The organism is Pseudarthrobacter sp. ATCC 49987 (assembly GCF_009928425.1).
GTDB lineage: Bacteria > Actinomycetota > Actinomycetes > Actinomycetales > Micrococcaceae > Arthrobacter.
On sequence record NZ_JAABNS010000001.1, the window covers coordinates 194,507 to 211,019 of the forward strand.

Here is a 16,513-nt window from a genome sequence, read left to right on the forward strand (position 1 = left end):
CTGTTCTGTGACCGTGGCTGCGCGGGTGCGGGGAACGGCTTCGTGGCCTTCGAGTCCCCCAGTCCTAGAACGGGTACGGCGCGATGTCTGAACGCATGGTGAGCCACTGGACTTCGGTGAAGGCCTCGATGTTCGCCGTGGCCCCGCCGAACCGCGAGCCGGTGCCGGAGGCGCCCACGCCGCCGAAAGGTGCGTTGGCTTCGTCCAGGACGGTTTGTTCGTTGATGTGCACCTTGCCGGAGTGCACCCGGTCGGCGATTGTCATTGCTGCGCCCACTTCGCCAAGGATTCCGACGGAGAGGCCGTATTCGTTGGCGTTGACGAGTTCCACCGCCTCGTCGAGGGTGGAGAACTTGACCACCGGGGCGACCGGGCCAAAGATTTCCTCGGCGAACGCCGGGTTGTCCGGGCTGAGATCCGCCAGCACCGTGGGCCGGTAGAACAGCCCCTCGTGGGTTCCGCCCGCCGCTATCCGGGCGCCGGCCTGGACGGCCTCTTCGACGATCGAGTGGATGCGGTTGAGTTGTGGCTCGTCGATGATCGGCCCCAAGGCCACCTCACCGCTGGCCGGGTCGCCGACCGGGAGATGGGCGGCCTTTTCGCTGAGGGCCGCCACATAGGCATCGTAGACGGACTCGTGGACAAGGTGCCGGCCGGTCGTCATGCAGATCTGGCCCTGGTGCATAAAGGAGCCGAACGCGCCCGCGGAGGCGGCCTTCGCGACGTCCGCGCCCGGCAGCACGATCAGCGCGTTATTGCCGCCGAGCTCAAGGTGCGCGCGCTTGAGGTGCCGGGCCGCGGCCTCGCCCACCTTGCGGCCCGCCGCCGTCGAACCGGTGAAGGACACCACCCGGACTTCAGGGGCCTCGACGACGGCGGCGCCCGTCTCGGCGCCGCCGGGAAGGAGCGAGAGAACGCCAGCGGGCAGGCCGGCTTCCTCGAAGACCCGCATCAGCGCAACACCGCCGCACACCGCGGTGCGGGGGTCCGGCTTCAGCAGCACGGCGTTGCCCAGCGCCAGGGCCGGTGCTACCGAGCGGATGGACAGGATCAGGGGGAAGTTGAAGGGCGCGATCACGGACACGACGCCGGCGGGGCGGCGCCGCGCGAATGACCAGCGCGCCTCATTGGAGGTCAGAACTTCTCCGGCCGGGTGCGACGGCAGCGCTGCGGCCTCGTAGCATTCGTTGGCTGCGATGTGCGTTTCCAGGGCGGCCTTGGCCGGGATACCGCCGCTTTCGCGGATGATCCAGCGCTGGATTTCCTCGGCGTGCTCCTCCCAGAGCTGGCCGGCGCGGCGCAGGATGGCGGCCCGTTCCTCCGGTCGTGTGGCAGCCCACGCGCGCTGGGCTTCGGCGGCCACGGTGGCGGCGCGACCGACGTCGGCAGCCGTGGCGACACCGAAACGGCCCAGGACCATGCCCGTGGCCGGCTCAATGACATCCCGGCTTCCGCCGGATCCTTCGGTCCAGCCGGCGATGTTGATTTTTCCGTCCCAGCGGCCGGAATCGAGGAAGGTGTCGAGAATAACGTCGGAGACAGTCATGATGTCCCTTTCAATGGGTTGGGTCAGAACGGGGAGACGGTCGTGATGGGGACTTCGATCAGCGTGGGGCCGTCGGAGGCAAGGGCCTTGGTGAAGCAGTCGCGCAGCTTCTCCAGCGACCCGGCACGGTCCGCTTCCACGCCGTACCCTGCAGCGAGCGAGACGAAGTCGATCCCGGGCACGTCCAGGCCGGGTGCGTCGAGGGCGTTGAGTTTGGCGGCGAAGCCGCGCAGGGCGCCGTAGGTGCCGTTGTTCAGGATCACGAACACCACGGGGATCCTGTACTGTGCCGCCGTCCAAAGTGCCGTGATGCCGTAGTTTGCGGAGCCGTCGCCGATGAAGGCCACCACGCGGCGTCCCGGCTCGGCCAGCTGGACTCCGACCGCGGCCGGCATGCCGAACCCGAGGCCGCCGGAGGCCGGGAAGTAGTAGCTTCCGGGCTGGCGCATGTCCATCCGGTCCCAGAAGGCCCCGACTGTGGACGTCGTCTCGTTAACGTACACCGCGTCCTCGGGGGCGAGGTCATTAATGAGCTCGAAGACGGCTTCCGGGGCCAGCCCGCCTCCAGCGTCGGGTCCCGGGGCGGCCAGCGCGGAGAGAACCGGCCTTGGGCGCGGCTGCAGCTGCACGCCGCGGGGCGCCACTGTCCCGGCCAGCCGGCGCAGTGCAGGACCGATCGAGGCCACCAGCGCGCGCCCCATCGGTGCCCGGGCCGCCTCTCCCGGATCGCACGTGATCTGCAGCAGGGATGCGCCCGCCGGGAGGTAGTTCCCGGGCTCGTACTGGTGGTAGCGGAACACCGGGGCGCCGACCACCAGGATCAGATCGTGCCCGGCCAGCAGACGGGTGATGCCGTCGACGGAGGCGGGCAGCACGCCGCGGAACGCTGCGTGTGTGGTCGGGAACGGGCAGCGGGGGGCGGACGGCGCCACCCACACCGGGGCGCCGAGGCGCTCGGCGAGCGTGACGGCGTCGGCGTTCCCGCGCGCGGAGTCGACGTCGGGTCCCAGGACCAGGACGGGGTGCTCGGCCGCGTCGAGCGCTGCCACGAGGTCCGTGAGCTGGCCATCGGAAAGCTCACCGGCGTGTTCGACCACGCGCGCGGCCAGATGTTCCTCCTCAGGTCCGGTTTCCTGGGCCCAGTCGTCGTAAGGAATGGACACGTAGACGGGCCCGGACGGCTCAAGGGCTGCGGTGTGGATGGCCTGGCCGATGGTGCGGACGACGTCGCGGGGTGAGGCCGGCTCGGCGCTCCACTTCACGAGCGGGCGGGGCAGCGAGGCGGCGTCCACATTGGACAGCATCACCTCCTGACCGATCGTGGCGCGGACCTGCTGGCCTGCGGTGATCACCAGCGGCGTGTGCGAGTACCAGGCATTGGTGAGCGCACCCATGGCGTTGCCCGATCCCGAGGCGGCGTGCAGGTTGACCAGGGCTGGACGACGGGTGGCCTGGGCGTAGCCGTCCGCCATCCCGGCCACCACGCCCTCGTGGAGGCCCAGGACATAGCGGAAATCCTCCGGCATGGCAGCGAGGAACGGCAGCTCGTTGGAGCCCGGGTTGCCGAATATCGTAGTGAGTCCATGCTGGCGCAGGAGCTGGTAAGTGGCGTCGTTGACAGTGGTCATGGTGATGCTTTCCTATCCCGGGGCTGCTGGTCCTACAAAACTAGGATCCACACCCCTATGCCGACAAACAAATAAATCGACTCTCCCTCATAGATAATCTCTATGATGGGCTGGTGAGCCTGGACCTTAATCTGATCCGTACGTTCCTGAGCATTTATGACCACCGCTCGGTGACCCGCGCCGCGCAGGACCTGTCCCTGACGCAGCCCACGGTCAGCCATGCCCTCGGCAGGCTGCGGCGTGCCCTTCATGACCCGCTGTTCGTCCGCGGTCCCGCCGGGTACGAGCCGACAGTGCGCGCCTCGGAACTGGCCGCCGTGTTCCGCAAGTCGGTGCTCGCCGTCGACGAAGCCGTGGACGCGGACCGCGTCTTTGATCCCTCCCAAACCAGCAGAACGTTCCGCCTGTGCCTGACGGACATCGGCGAAAACGCCTTCCTGCCGCGGATCATGAAGCAACTGGTGGTCCAGGCTCCGGGGGCCAGCCTCGAAGTGGTCCCCATGCAGATCTCCCAGGTCCAAAGCTGGCTTGCCCATGGCGAGATCGACGGCGCCATCGCGAGCGTTCCGCTGGAAGTGTCCGGCCGCCGCACCATCGTCGCCGACGACCGCTACGTTTGTGTGCTGCCACAGGATGCGGCGGCACCGGAATCGCGCATCGCCTGGAAAGATTTCCTGGCCCTGAAGCATGTCGCCATGGACCCGGCGGCGGGCCACGACCAGGTGGAGCAGGCCATCCGGGCGCAGCAGGTGGACCGGACCATTGCGCTGCGGGTTCCGCATTTCACCGCGCTGGCCGAGGTGGTGGTGGGCTGCGGCATGGTGGCCATCCTGCCGCGGCAGATGGCCACCAGAATGGCGGAGCGGTGGCCCGTTGCCATCCGTGGGCTGCCGTTCGATATGCCCCAGTTCGAGGTCACCCTGTACTGGGATGCCGCCGTCTCCTCCACCGGCGCCGCAGCCTGGTTCCTGGATCTCGTGGCCGAGGCGCTGGTCGAGCCGGGCACCGAACCCTAGCTCACGGGGTCCGGAATCCGGGCTCGGGCCTAGACGGCGCCCGCAGCCCTGGCGGCCGTGGGGGAGGCGTCCTCCGTAACCTCCGGGGCGCCGGGCTTGACCTTCGGGATGACAGCCACTGCCGCGACGCCGAGCAGCGCCGCTGCCGCGAAGACATAGAAGCTGAAGGGATACGCGATGCCGGCAACCACCAGCAGGCCTGTGATCCATGGACCCGAAATCGCGCCGAGGCGGCCGACGGCGGAGACGAAGCCCATACCGGAGGCGACGATGTGGCGGGGGTACAGGTAGCCGACGAAGCCGTAGACGAGCACCTGGGCGCAGAACACGAAGAACCCGGTGACGAAAACGACGCCGTTGAGCACCAGCTGGTTGTCCATCTTGATGCTCAGCAGGGCCAGCAGCACGGCGGCGGCCGCGAACCAGAACATCGTCGTGCCCTTGACCCCGCGGCGGTCGGCGACCCGGCCTCCGACCAGCAGGCCGGCGACGGCGCCGACATTCAGCACAAGGAGCAGGACCAGGGAGTCCGCGACGTTGTATCCGGCGCCCCGCATCAGCTGCGGCAGCCAGGTGTTCAGGGCGTAGACCAGCATGAGGCCCATGAAGGCTGCAACCCAAAGTCCCAGCGTGATGCGCAGATACGGCCGGCGCAGCAGGCTGCCGATGCGGACCGTCCGCGCGGGCGCACCGGCGGTCTTCGAGGCTGCGGCGACAGGGGACGTTTCCGGCAGCTTGGCCCACATGAGGGGGACGGCGAGGAGACCGAGGATGCCGCCCGCATAGAAGAGCCATTCCCACTGGCGGCCGACCAGCAGGGCGATCAGCGACGCGGCGACGGCGCCGACGTGGTAACCGGTCATGGTCAGGGTGCTGGAGTGCGCTTTGCCATTGCTGGAAGCGGCTTCCTGCATGGCGGTCACGGCGACCGGCATGCAGCCACCCAGGCCAAGGCCGGCGAGGAGCCGCAGGATGCCCATCAGGGCCACATTCGGCATCAGCGGGAACAGCAGGGTGAAGACGGAGAAGAGTGCCACGCAGATAATCAGGGGCAGACGCCGGCCGAAGCGGTCCGAGATTGGACCGATCAGGGCCGCGCCGATTCCGACGCCGACGAGGGAAATCGTGGCCACGAAGGTGGCCCCAGCCGGGTCAATGCCGGCGTGCTTCGTGTCCAGCAGGGTGGGGATGGAGGCGCCCAAAGCAACGAGGTCGAAACCTTCGAAGACGACAGTGAGCCAACAGAGAATGACGACCCATTTTCGTTGAGTGTGCATAGTGTGAACGTCCTTGGTTTACACAGCCGGACGTGAAAATGTCCGGCGGAAGTTGTTATCACCCCAAGTCTGATGAGACCCCCGCCACAAGTCCAATAGATAAAGATCGCCCGTTTCATAGATGGTGTCTATGGGCGAGGAGGACGACGGCGGGAGGTTCCCGCCATCGTCCTCCTTAATTCCCGCTTCATGCGGGAGTTTTGGCGCCTACCGGTGCTCTCCCGCGGGAGCCGCCGCAGTCAGGGCAGCGAGGGCTCCGGTGTCCACATTCTCCGACGGCCCCTGCAGGTAACGGGACAGGCTGTCATCCATGGCATTGAGCCAGCGCGTGTGGTGCTTCCCAGCCAGCGTGCCGGTCATCACCGAGCGGTGCACATTGTCCCGGTACCCCAGGATGTTGTCCTGTTTGTCGCGCATCCACTGCTTTAACAGCTCGGAAACGGTGTCCAGGTCGAACTCGGGGTAGTCCGTCTGCGCGATGAGCCCGCGCAGATAATCCGTCTGGTAATCGGCCTCGGCGTCGTGGTCCGCCAGGACGGCCTGCCGCTCCAGCCAGCCCGCGATGTCGGCTGCCCGCTCCGCGGCATCCGGCAGTTGGATGCGGCCGAGCATCACATCGCGGGCGAACCAGGCCTGCGCGTCGAACATATTGAAGGTGTAGTACTGGTCCTGCGCGCCGAGATAGAACAGGTTCGTGTTGTCCTGCCACACGACGCCCTGGTAGAGGTGATCCGGGTAGAGCACGTTGCGCGACTTCAGCGACAGCTCGCTCGGCAGGAACGGGTACTTGTGCTGGTAGCCCGTGCACAGGACGACGGCGTCGAAGTCTCCGGTGGTGCCGTCGCTGAAATGCGCCGCGCTGCCCTCGAAACGTGTCACCAGGGGACGTTCCGTCGTGTTCTCGGGCCAGTCGAAGCCCATCGGTGCGCTGCGGTAACTGAACGTTACGGACTTGGCGCCCATTTTGTGTGTCTGCATGCCGATGTCCTCGGCGGAGTAGCTGCTGCCGATCAGCAGGATGTTCTGGCCGGCGAACCGTTCGGCGCCGCGGAAATCGTGGGCATGCAGAACCTCGCCCGGGAAGCCGCCGATGCCTTCGAACTCGGGGACATTGGGGAAGGAAAAGTGGCCGGTGGAGACCACCAGTTTGTCGAAGACATGGGTCTCGGTGGTCTCGGTGACCAGATCCTCGACGGTTACGGTGAATTCCTGCGCCTCTTCGTCATACGAGACCCAGCGGGCCGCCGTGTTGAAACGCACGTACTTGCGCACGTCGGACTTCGCCACCCGGCCCTTGATGTAATCGAAGAGGACCTCGCGCGGGGGATAGGACGAGATCGCCCGGCCGAAATGCTCGTCGAAGGTGTAGTCCGCGAACTCCAGGCACTCCTTCGGGCCGTTGGACCACAGGTGCCGGTACATGCTGCTGTGCACGGGTTCGCCGAAGGCATCCAGACCGATCCGCCAGCTGTTGTTCCACTGGCCACCCCAGTCGCCCTGCTTTTCGAAGCACATGATCTCCGGGATGCTGGCTCCTGCCTGCCGTGCCGACTCAAACGCCCGTAGCTGTGCCATACCGCTGGGGCCAGCCCCGATGATTCCGACTCGCATTGACATGCCTACTCCTGTTCGTTGGATCTTCTCCATCAGATTCGACGCCCGGAAGGCATATGGTCTTGAAACATACCTGCCGTACCGCAGGCGGCGCGCGGCGGGTGACGGCTTCTTCTGTGACACACAGCCGGCGCGTCTGCGCGCCGGGCCTCGATAGTCAATCCCTGCGGGCCTGTGCCTGCAGCGGGAGAAGGGGCAATAGGTGTCTGCCGTCAGCAGGAAAGTGGTCCTGCATGGCTGTTCCGAGCGGTCCGCCTACGATCCAATAAGGTCGGCGGGCCTCTTGCATTATGCTCATCCGGGCTGTGGATAAGTCAAAAGGAGATGATGCAGACCGCGGGCGGTGGACCGCGGGGCAGGGGTGGATCAACCGAATGGTTGACCCGGGGGTCAGCCATTCCTCCGCCGCGGATCAACCAACGGCGCGATGACGCCGGGGCAGGTGCGCGGGAGAGTGGATCTAAGAGCCTTTCGGCCGCACTTCACCCACTGAAAGAAGAACAAACGTGTTTCTTGCTATCCGCGATATCCGCTTTGCCAAGGGACGGTTCGCCCTGATGGGCGGCGTGGTCGCCCTGATCACCCTGCTGCTCGTCATGCTCTCCGGGCTGACGGCCGGGCTGGGTGACCAGTCGACGTCGGCCATTGACAAACTCGGCGCCGGCAACGGCAGCGGCGTCGCATCCAAAGCGGCGGACGGCATTGTCTTTGGGGCCCCGGGCGCCAATGAGCCGAAGGCCTCCTTTACCGAAAGCGAAATCACCGCCACGCAGCTCGACAGCTGGAAGAACCGTGCGGGCGTACAAAACGCCGAGGCCCTGGGCATCAGCCAGACTCGCTTCCAGGCCGTGGCTTCGTATACCGGGACAGGCACCGGCACCACCAATGTCGCCGTCTTCGGCGTCGCACCGGATGGCCAGCTGGCGCCGTCCAGGGTAACGGCCGACACCGTCGTGATCGGCAAGACCGTGGCCAAAGCGCTGTCCCTGAAGACAGGGGACAGGGCCAGCGTCGGAGGGAACGAACTGACCGTCAGCGCCGTGGTGGAGGACCAGTGGTACTCCCACACCAGCGTCGTCTGGACCGCGCTTCCCACCTGGTCCACATTGGCCCACCTCACGGACCCGGAGCAACTCGGAACCGTCGCCGTCATCACCTACAAGGATGGAGCCTCGGTGGACGAGGCCGCTGCGAACATCGCAGCCCACACCGTGAGCGCCTCGCGAACAGGATCCTTCCAGGCGCTGGGCTCCTACAAGAGCGAGAACGGCTCCCTGACGCTGATGCAGGCTTTCCTCTACGGCATCTCCGCACTGGTCATCGTGGCCTTCCTGACCGTCTGGACCGTCCAGCGGACACGCGACATCGCGGTCCTGAAAGCCATGGGGGCATCCGGCAGTTACGTCCTGCGCGACGCCATCACCCAGGCCGCAATCGTCCTGCTCGCCGGGGCCGGAGTCGGCGGCGGGATCGGCTTCCTCGGCGGCTTCTTCGCAGCCCAGGCCGCCCCCTTCCTGGTCAACCCCGCAACCACGCTCCTGCCCATCCTCGGAATCATCGCCCTGGGCCTGGCAGGAGCGGCACTGGCCGTCCGCCGCGTCACCAAGGTCGACGCGCTCATCGCCCTCGGCGGGAACTAGGCCCTCCGTCGCCGGCCTGCCCGTCCGCAGCCGCGTTACCGATCTGCCCCCAGAACTTTCCCGAAAGGCAGTAACTCCATGTCCTCCACCCCCAGCCCTCTCGACCCCCGGTCCTCCGCCCGGGGCCCCCTGAACCTCGTCAACGTCACGCTCGAATACCCGGACGGGGACGGGACCATCAAAGCCCTGGACGCCGTGAACCTCACCGTGCAGGCGGGCCAGATGGTCTCCCTCGTCGGCCCGTCAGGTTCCGGAAAATCCAGCCTCCTGGCTGCAGCCGCCACCCTGGTCCGCCCCACCCATGGCCTGGTGGTCATCGACGGCACCGACGCCACCGGGCTCGGCGACAAGGACCTCACCATGCTGCGGCGGGAGAAGGTCGGCATCATCTTCCAGCAGCCCAACCTGCTCGCCTCCCTGACTGCCGCCGAACAGCTCATTATCGGCGACCACCTGCGCGGAAAGTCCGTCAAAGCCGCCCGGGCCAAAGCCGCGGAACTGCTCGACGTCGTCGGACTCAGCTCCAGCGCGGGCAAACGCCCGCACCAGCTCTCCGGCGGCCAGCGCCAGCGGGTCAACATCGCCCGGGCCCTCATGGGCGATCCCAAGGTCCTGCTCGTGGACGAACCCACCGCCGCCCTGGACCACGAACGCAGCGACTCCATCGTCCGGCTCCTGCGCCGCGTCACCGACGACTTCAGGGTCGCCACGGTCATGGTGACCCACGACACCGAATTCGTCCCGCTGACCGATTCGGTCGCCACCATGCGCGACGGAAAGCTCACCGCCCCCGTACTGACGACGGTCTGAGACGCAACTTCCCCATCAAGCCAAGGACTGCCCCCGACTCACCCGCGCCAACTGAACCATCCGGTCCGTCCCACCGCCCCTCCCGCCTCGTGTACAACTGAGACCATGACGCGAACCACCATGGCCCGGCTGGCCGACGGCCGCGAGATCCTCTACTTTGACGACGACGCCGTCGAGCGGCCCGCAGCATCCCTCGTGGATCACCGCGGGCTGCCCGCCCGCCCGGAACCGGGCGAGTTGCGCTTCGATGCGCTCAGCCGCGAATGGGTTGCCGTCGCCGCGCACCGGCAGTCGCGGACCCACCTGCCGCCGGCGGACCAATGCCCCATCTGCCCGACGACGCCGGCCAACCAGACCGAGATCCCGGCCCCGGACTACGACGTCGCCGTCTTCGAAAACCGCTTTCCCTCGCTCGGCCCGGATGTGAGCGAACTCCCCGCCGCGCCGGGCTGGGGGGACTCGGCCCCCGCCGTCGGCCGCTGCGAAGTGGTGGCTTTTACCCCGCAGCACACCGGGTCCTTCGCTGAACTGGGCTGGCGCCGCACCCGCACGGTGATTGACGCCTGGGCCCACCGGACGGAAGCGCTCAGCGGCCTCCCCGGTATCCAGCAGGTCTTCCCCTTCGAAAACCGGGGCGCCGAAATCGGCGTCACCCTGCACCACCCGCACGGACAGATCTACGCCTACCCGTACGTGACGCCCCGCGCCGCGGTCCTGGCCGCCGCGGCAGGGCATTACGCCGCGACGTCCAACGGCACTTCGACCCTCACTTCCGCGCTGCTCCGGAACGAGCGCAGCGACGGCAGCCGCATGGTGCTGGAGGGCGAACATTTCAGCGCCTATGTGCCCTTCGCGGCCCGCTGGCCGCTGGAGGTCCACCTCGTCCCGCACCGCGAAGTCCCGGACCTGGCGGCGCTGGACGGGGCCGAGCGGGACGAGTTGGCGGAGCTGTACCCCGAACTCCTAAAGCGCTTCGACGCCCTCTACCCGACGCCGACCCCCTACATCGCGGCCTGGCACCAGGCGCCGCTGGAGCCAGCCCTGCGCAGGACCGGCCACCTGCACCTGCAGCTGACCTCGCCCCGCCGCGCCGCGGACAAGCTCAAGTACCTGGCGGGCTCCGAGGCCGCCATGGGCGCCTTCATCAACGACACCACCCCCGAAGCCGTCGCCGCCCGCTTGCGGGAGGTGGCCGCCGCGGTGGAACCGGGGCGCCCTTCCTGACGCCGGCTACTTCCACACCCGCACATAGTCCACCCTCACGCTGCCCCGCTCGCCGAAAATCCGGGGGCCCGCCGAGACGCCTAGATTCAGGATCAGGTAGTGGGGGCTGTTTCCGTCAACCGTGGGATAGGAGTGAACGAGCCGGCCGTCGTAGTAGACGTCGTTGGCTCCGGCCTTCCGGTGCACACCGTAGGTGTGGTAGGCCCCGGCCCAGCAGGCGTCAATCGTCCGCTTTTTCCTGCCCTCCGCTGAGTGATAGACGCTCCACATGTCACCGGCAAGGGGCTCTGCTATGTCGATTTCCCCGGTACGGGGATACCGCTGGCCCACGGTCCACCACGCCGGCCAGTTGGGGATCCCGCTGCTGCACGTTCCCGGGAAGTAGATCCGTGCTTCGACGTAGCCGCTGGTGAACTCGAAGCCCGCATGGCCGGGAGCGCCGTCCTCGGGATTGGTGGAGAGAAGTGCGCCGGACTGGGCATCGGTGAGCTGGAGAACTGCTTCGCCATTGGCGACCTTAACGTTGCTCGAACAGGTCTTGACGTTGTTCATCACCGATTTGGGGATGCAGTCATTGAACCAGTAGGGAGTCCAGACTGCTGTATTCAGGGTGTCGAAGTCATCGTCGAAAATCAGATGCGACAAGCCGTCGACGCCGAGCGGCACCGTATGCGTCGAGCCCAGGACCGGCGTGACTGTCAGCGCATCAGTTCCAGCGGGATTGCCGGAGGAGGCGTCGCCGGAAGTGTCTGCCCCAGTGTCAGGAGCAGGGGCTTCCGCCGGGATGCCAGCCCCGCGATCGGAGGACGGCGAGTCCGCCGCCATGCCGGTTCCTGAGGCGCCGGAGGACGCGGGATCGGCTGCAGCAGATTCTGTAATAGGTGCACTCCCTGCCAGCCCGGCCAGGATGAGAAAGCAGCACAGCCCCTGCATAGAACGGCCCTTCATGGAAAAGCCACGCCTCGGGTCGGGGCCAGGACCGAATGCTGCCGATGCTGTGGTCCCCCGTCGGCCGGTGCCCACCCCGTGGCACCGGGCGCTGTGGCTGGTTGCACGATGGTCCTTCCGTTTACGACTCGGCAGGCGGCCTGATCCTCTTCTTGCGCTCAGGCTATAGGCGGCCTTGCCGCAGGTCAGGAGTACCGGCTACTCGTCTATTGGCTTCCTACTCGCGTTTCGGCGTCCCGGATTACTTGATAAGAGCCAGCCACTGAAGCTGGACATTGTTCCGAGCCCACACCCCACCAAACTGCTAGGCTCCAGCTATCGGCACCGTCCGGCGACGGCAGCTAGTGCAACAGCGGGGTTGCGAGTGAGGGAGACGCCATGACGGTTGCCGAAATCCAGGTTGACCAGCGGGTGATCGGGATCGACTCCCGCCGGTTCGCTTCCGTGGAGAAGGCGCTGGTGGAGCTCATCACCAACAGCGACGACAGCTACGCCCGGCTGGAGAAAACCGGGGCGCCCGTGACCGGCAGCATCCACGTCGGCTACGAGCGGCACTACACCGGTGCCGTGCTCATGGTGACTGACCAGGCGGAGGGCATGTCCTTCGAAGAGGCCGCCCGCATCCTCACCTACGGCGGCGCGCACAGCCCGCTCTCCCGCGGCGAGGGCAACGGCCGCGGATACTTCGGTCGCGGACTCAAGCAGGCCATCTTCGGCCTGGGTCACGGCTGGATCGAGACCATCAAGGACGGCCGGTTCACCCGCATCGACGTCTTCCGCGGCGAGAACGGCGGCTACCTCTACGACGACGGCGAGGAGGACCGCCGTGCGTTTCCCGCCGACTACGCCCGCCTCGGCATTCCCGCGGGCGTCGCCGAGAGCGGCACCCGGGTGACCGTCGTCGTCGATAATCCCCACGTCACGATCACCCAGCACGCAACCCTGCTGCAGTCCCTCTCGGACAACATCTATCTGCGTGACGTGCTGGACCGCCGGACGGTGGAGCTGGTGCCTGGCCGGGGCAGCGGTCAGCACGGAACCGGGCACGATGGCAGCGAGTTGATCCGCTTCCAGGAGCCCCCGGCCATTCCGCTCCTCGGCCCGGAGCGCCCCGGCAGCTTCAGCCACGAGGGAGGGGAGTATCCATTTACCCTCACGCTGAAGCGGGCGAAGGATGTGGAGCTGACGCTCAAGGGCGACGAACGCACCAACGGCCTGGTGGTCCTGTCCGGGATGGCGGCGCTCGACTGCACACTGTTCGAGTACGAGAACCAGGTGGGAACGGAGTATCTGTTCGGCACTGTCCGCTGCGCGGCGCTGACCGAGATGCTGGGCCGCGGCAAGGCGGTCATCAGCGACGAGCGGGAAGGGCTGAACTTCAAGGATCCGTTTGTGGCAGCGTTCTCCCAGGCCGTCAGCGCCATGATCGGCAGCGCGGTGCGGGACGAGAAGGAGAAGCTCGTGCACCTGGAACGGGCCACCACCTCCGGCCGCACCGCCGAGATGATCGAGCGCCTGCTGCAGCACATGAGTGAGGCGGCCGTGGTGGACCTGGGCATCGAGTCCTCCCCGGAAGCCGCCGGCCGGATCCCGGCCGAGGAGGAACCACCGGCCGCCCTGCGGTTCACCACCCCGTTCTACTACCGGAAGCCGGGGCACCCGTTCCACGTCGCCCTGCTGGTCGATGCAGGCCAGTTGCCCGACGGCGAACAGCTCACCTTCGAACTCGTTCTGCCCGAGTCGATGCGGATTGAACCTGAGCCTGTTCCCGTTCCGGTCGGTTCGTTGGACGGCACCCAGCGGATCGAGTGGACGGTCACGGGGGACGCCGCGGGGGAGCGGGGTGAGATCACCGTCCGGGCCGGCGCCTACTGGGCATGGTGTGAGATCGTGGTTGCCGAGCACGCGTCCCACCGAAGCGAAGGCCAGCCCCCGCACCCTGCGGTTGTTCGACCCGCCGGCCACCCCGCTGAGCACCCCGCGGCGCACCCCGCGGCGCACCCCGCGGCGCACCCCGCTGAACACCCCGCGGCGCACCGGGTTCCCCGGGACCACGGTATGGATCTGTTCATCGGCTACGAATTCCGGAACCTGCACAACAGCGCGGACCGGGCCGTCTACAGCGCCGCGGAACGCAAGGTCATCATCAACACCGGCGCACCGACCGTGCGGCTCTATGTCGACGGCCGCGGGCGCTTCCGAGACTCAGCGCGGCTGCTGCTCGCCGAACTCTTTATGGACGTGATCTCGGACGAACTGGCCCGGCGGCGCATCGGCCAGCACGGGCATGGGGGCGAGCTTGAGGCTTTCCACAGCGCCAAGCAGGACATCATCCGGCGCTACGGCAGCGACATCCACTTGTCGTTCCTGAGCTGAAACACGCTCCCGAGGTGGCATTGTGATGCGGTGCCGCGCCCCGGCACTGGCGCATGGCCGCCAGGCTACCGCTGCAGCGGCAGGTACAGAACCGTGTAGATGCCCAGGCCGGCGAGTACCACAACGCTGCCGGCAATCGCCGCCGTCCCCCGGATGTTCGCGGTCATCACCGCCCCGCCGATACCGCTGGCGTGGTGGTGGTAGCGGCGCCGCTGCGTGAGGGCGATGCCCAGGGCGACCAGGAGTGAAGCCGCCACAAGGGTGCCGGCAAACCAGCCGTGGTGGGGCACCCAGCGCAGGAAGATGCAGGCCGCCGTAACCAGCGTGAAGGAGGTCCGCCGCCAGGCGAGGTCCGTGCGCTCGGGCTGGAGCCCCGGGTCGTTATGAACAGCAGCGGGCCTGGTCTTCGCCACGGCTAGGCCGCCCGCCCGATCACAAAGACAATCAGCACGGCCGCAACGAGGGCGCCGCCGACGGCCAGGACCGGAGCGAGCAGGGGCGCCGGGAGCGGAGCCTGGCGCCGCATGGCCCGTTCCACATTGAGCCAGCGGAAGAACGAACCGCCGCCCGTCACCAGCCCCAGCAGAAGCAAGAGCACGGAGACGGTCTTGCGGAGTTCCGGGTCGAACAGTTCCGCGGTGAAGGCCTCGACCGCGATGCCGCCGGCGACCATCGCCAGCGAGGTCCGGATCCAGGCCAGGAACGTGCGCTCGTTGGCGAGCGTGAACCGGGGATCCGGGTCGGTCCCGCCGGCCAGTGCCCGGGCCAAGATCCCGCGACGACTCCGACCGGTGCCCGAAACCTCCCCGACAGCCTCAGCCTGAGCCCCGGCCTCAGACCCGGTGCCGGTCGCGGCCGGGGGTGCGCCGCCCGGTGCCTCGCCGACGTTGTGGGACGTGTCGTGTGCCTCTTCGTGTGCGGTCATGATGCTTTCAGGATGTCACTCGACGAGAGAATTCCACATTTTTCTGCCACGGCCGCGTCGTTCTCAGTTGTTCACGGCCGCATACAGGTTCAGGCTGGCCGAGAACACAAGCCACGAGACGTAGGGCAGCATCAGCAAACCGGCGGTCCTGCTGATGGGCCCGAAGCTGAGGACGGCAATGGTTGCCGTCACGGCGTGGCCCCCGATGACGAGAAGTGCCAGCCACAGGGCAGCGGTTTCCAGCATCGGGTACAGGCCAAAGAACGTAAACGGCCACGCCAGATTCAACAGCAGCAGGGCGCCATAGGCCCGGAGCGCCGGCCGCCGGTCGACGCGCCGCTGCCGCCACACGAGCCACACCGCTACGGCCATGGCTGCATAGAGCACCAACCACACGGAGCCGAAGATCCATCCCGGCGGGGTCCATGGGGCCTTGTCCGCGACGGCGTACCAGCCGTCCCCGTTCATCCGGATCGGCAGGGAGCCCAGCAGCGACACGCACCAGGACATCGTCAGGAAGCCGAGCAAGGCTGCGCTTTGCCGCCGCCACGGCCGGTCAACCGGCAGCGCGGGGCGCGGGAGACTGGTGTCAACGTTCGCAAGCACTGACTTACTGTGGTCAATCGGCGCCCATACGTCAAACCCGCGACGGCGGGACCTGCCGCCGTCGCTGTCGTCCGCGGCGCAAAATGGATGGCGCCGCGCCAAATGCCCAGCGCTACCCGAATGCCCGCAGCGAGGGCGCAATTGCGCAGCGCAGGGTGATTTGCGCAGCGACAGCGCGTTGGGACAGCGCGTTGGCGACGGCGTCACCTGCCGCCCCTGCCCTCGGTGGAATCCGTCTGTCAGGCCTCCGGCACCCGCAGCACCTCGACTGAAGCCAGGAGGTACGGCACCGGATCAGGGTCCGTTCCCGCGGCCCACCGCACCCACGCTTCAAATGTCGCGGCGAGATAGGCCGCACACAGGTAGCCGGCCGTCTCGTCCGGAACCCCGAGATCAACAAGATAGAGCCGAGCCCTCTCGCGCTGGGGCGCCAGGGAATCATAGCTCCGGCTGGCCAGTTCGGGATGCTCAGCGATCAGGCGCAGCCGCCCCCGCGACACCGAAAGATCGGGAATTGCCGCCACTCCGGCGATGGCCGCGGCACGCAATCCCGCCATGAGGCCGTCGCCGCCCTCGCGACCGTCCCCGGCCACTTCGAGGGCGAGCCCAGAGGCCTGGATCACCGGTTCCATGCCGCCCCAGATGAGATCGGCCTTGCTGGAGAAGTACCGGTACAGGCTCTTACGCCCAATCCCGGCCTCGCGGGCAATGTCCTCCATCGAGGTCCGTTCGTAGCCGTTCTCGGCGAACAGCCGCAGCGCGAGCCTGGCGATGGCGTCCGGATCGATGGTCACGGGACGCCCGGCGGAACGCATGCCGGAGGGCTTGGGGTCTTGCGAAGGCATCCCACCAGTATTCACCCTTTCATAATGACACAGCGTGTCATAAGGTGGGAGATGTCAG

At 67.3% G+C, this 16,513-nt stretch carries 14 protein-coding genes; 5 read left to right on the forward strand and 9 right to left on the reverse strand.

The genetic code is table 11. From position 1 onward, the window contains the following. Positions 1-64: 64 nt before the first annotated feature. Positions 65-1,546, reverse strand: coding sequence for a benzaldehyde dehydrogenase (locus tag GXK59_RS00925; protein ID WP_160663615.1), 1,482 nt, complete (start codon positions 1,544-1,546; stop codon positions 65-67). Between the two features lie 23 nt (positions 1,547-1,569). Next, positions 1,570-3,174 (reverse strand): benzoylformate decarboxylase, encoded by a 1,605-nt coding sequence (gene mdlC / locus GXK59_RS00930; RefSeq protein ID WP_160663617.1) that lies wholly within the window; start codon positions 3,172-3,174, stop codon positions 1,570-1,572. Between the two features lie 113 nt (positions 3,175-3,287). On the opposite strand from mdlC, the gene GXK59_RS00935 reads away from it, so the two are divergent. Further along, complete coding sequence (locus GXK59_RS00935; RefSeq protein WP_160663619.1) at positions 3,288-4,190, forward strand: LysR family transcriptional regulator; 903 nt, start codon at positions 3,288-3,290, stop codon at positions 4,188-4,190. A 29-nt stretch (positions 4,191-4,219) separates the two neighbouring features. On the opposite strand, the gene GXK59_RS00940 is transcribed toward GXK59_RS00935, so the two are convergent. Both GXK59_RS00940 and GXK59_RS00945 read right to left on the reverse strand, forming a co-directional pair. Then, positions 4,220-5,467, reverse strand: a complete 1,248-nt coding sequence (locus GXK59_RS00940; protein WP_160663621.1) for an MFS transporter — start codon at positions 5,465-5,467, stop codon at positions 4,220-4,222. A 207-nt stretch (positions 5,468-5,674) separates the two neighbouring features. Continuing rightward, positions 5,675-7,084 carry an NAD(P)-binding domain-containing protein gene (locus GXK59_RS00945; RefSeq protein WP_160663622.1) on the reverse strand — a complete coding sequence of 470 codons (1,410 nt, stop codon included), beginning with the start codon at positions 7,082-7,084 and terminating at the stop codon, positions 5,675-5,677. Between the two features lie 503 nt (positions 7,085-7,587). Between GXK59_RS00945 and GXK59_RS00950 the strand changes: the two genes are divergently transcribed. The 3 genes from GXK59_RS00950 (at position 7,588) to galT (ending at position 10,755) form a co-directional block, all read left to right on the forward strand. Continuing rightward, positions 7,588-8,721 (forward strand): ABC transporter permease, encoded by a 1,134-nt coding sequence (locus GXK59_RS00950; protein ID WP_160663624.1) that lies wholly within the window; start codon positions 7,588-7,590, stop codon positions 8,719-8,721. A gap of 78 nt (positions 8,722-8,799) precedes the next feature. Then, positions 8,800-9,531, forward strand: a complete 732-nt coding sequence (locus GXK59_RS00955) for an ABC transporter ATP-binding protein (protein WP_160663626.1) — start codon at positions 8,800-8,802, stop codon at positions 9,529-9,531. Between the two features lie 105 nt (positions 9,532-9,636). Next, entirely contained in the window at positions 9,637-10,755 is a 1,119-nt protein-coding gene (gene galT, locus GXK59_RS00960; protein WP_160663628.1) for a galactose-1-phosphate uridylyltransferase, read from the forward strand. Between the two features lie 6 nt (positions 10,756-10,761). On the opposite strand, the gene GXK59_RS00965 is transcribed toward galT, so the two are convergent. Beyond that, positions 10,762-11,580 carry a glycoside hydrolase family 16 protein gene (locus GXK59_RS00965; RefSeq protein WP_160663630.1) on the reverse strand — a complete coding sequence of 273 codons (819 nt, stop codon included), beginning with the start codon at positions 11,578-11,580 and terminating at the stop codon, positions 10,762-10,764. Positions 11,581-12,081: 501 nt separating this feature from the next. Here GXK59_RS00965 and GXK59_RS00970 point away from each other — a divergent pair. Further along, complete coding sequence (locus GXK59_RS00970) at positions 12,082-14,079, forward strand: ATP-binding protein (RefSeq protein ID WP_160663632.1); 1,998 nt, start codon at positions 12,082-12,084, stop codon at positions 14,077-14,079. A 65-nt stretch (positions 14,080-14,144) separates the two neighbouring features. Here GXK59_RS00970 and GXK59_RS00975 read toward each other — a convergent pair whose 3' ends face one another. The 4 genes from GXK59_RS00975 to GXK59_RS00990 form a co-directional block, all read right to left on the reverse strand. After that, positions 14,145-14,492, reverse strand: a complete 348-nt coding sequence (locus GXK59_RS00975; RefSeq protein WP_160663634.1) for a DUF202 domain-containing protein — start codon at positions 14,490-14,492, stop codon at positions 14,145-14,147. Positions 14,493-14,494: 2 nt separating this feature from the next. Further along, positions 14,495-14,851, reverse strand: coding sequence for a YidH family protein (locus GXK59_RS00980; RefSeq protein ID WP_237393955.1), 357 nt, complete (start codon positions 14,849-14,851; stop codon positions 14,495-14,497). Between the two features lie 216 nt (positions 14,852-15,067). Continuing rightward, complete coding sequence (locus GXK59_RS00985) at positions 15,068-15,610, reverse strand: TspO/MBR family protein (protein ID WP_237393728.1); 543 nt, start codon at positions 15,608-15,610, stop codon at positions 15,068-15,070. Positions 15,611-15,849: 239 nt separating this feature from the next. After that, positions 15,850-16,455, reverse strand: coding sequence for a TetR/AcrR family transcriptional regulator (locus GXK59_RS00990; protein ID WP_160663638.1), 606 nt, complete (start codon positions 16,453-16,455; stop codon positions 15,850-15,852). Between the last annotated feature and the right edge of the window lie 58 nt (positions 16,456-16,513).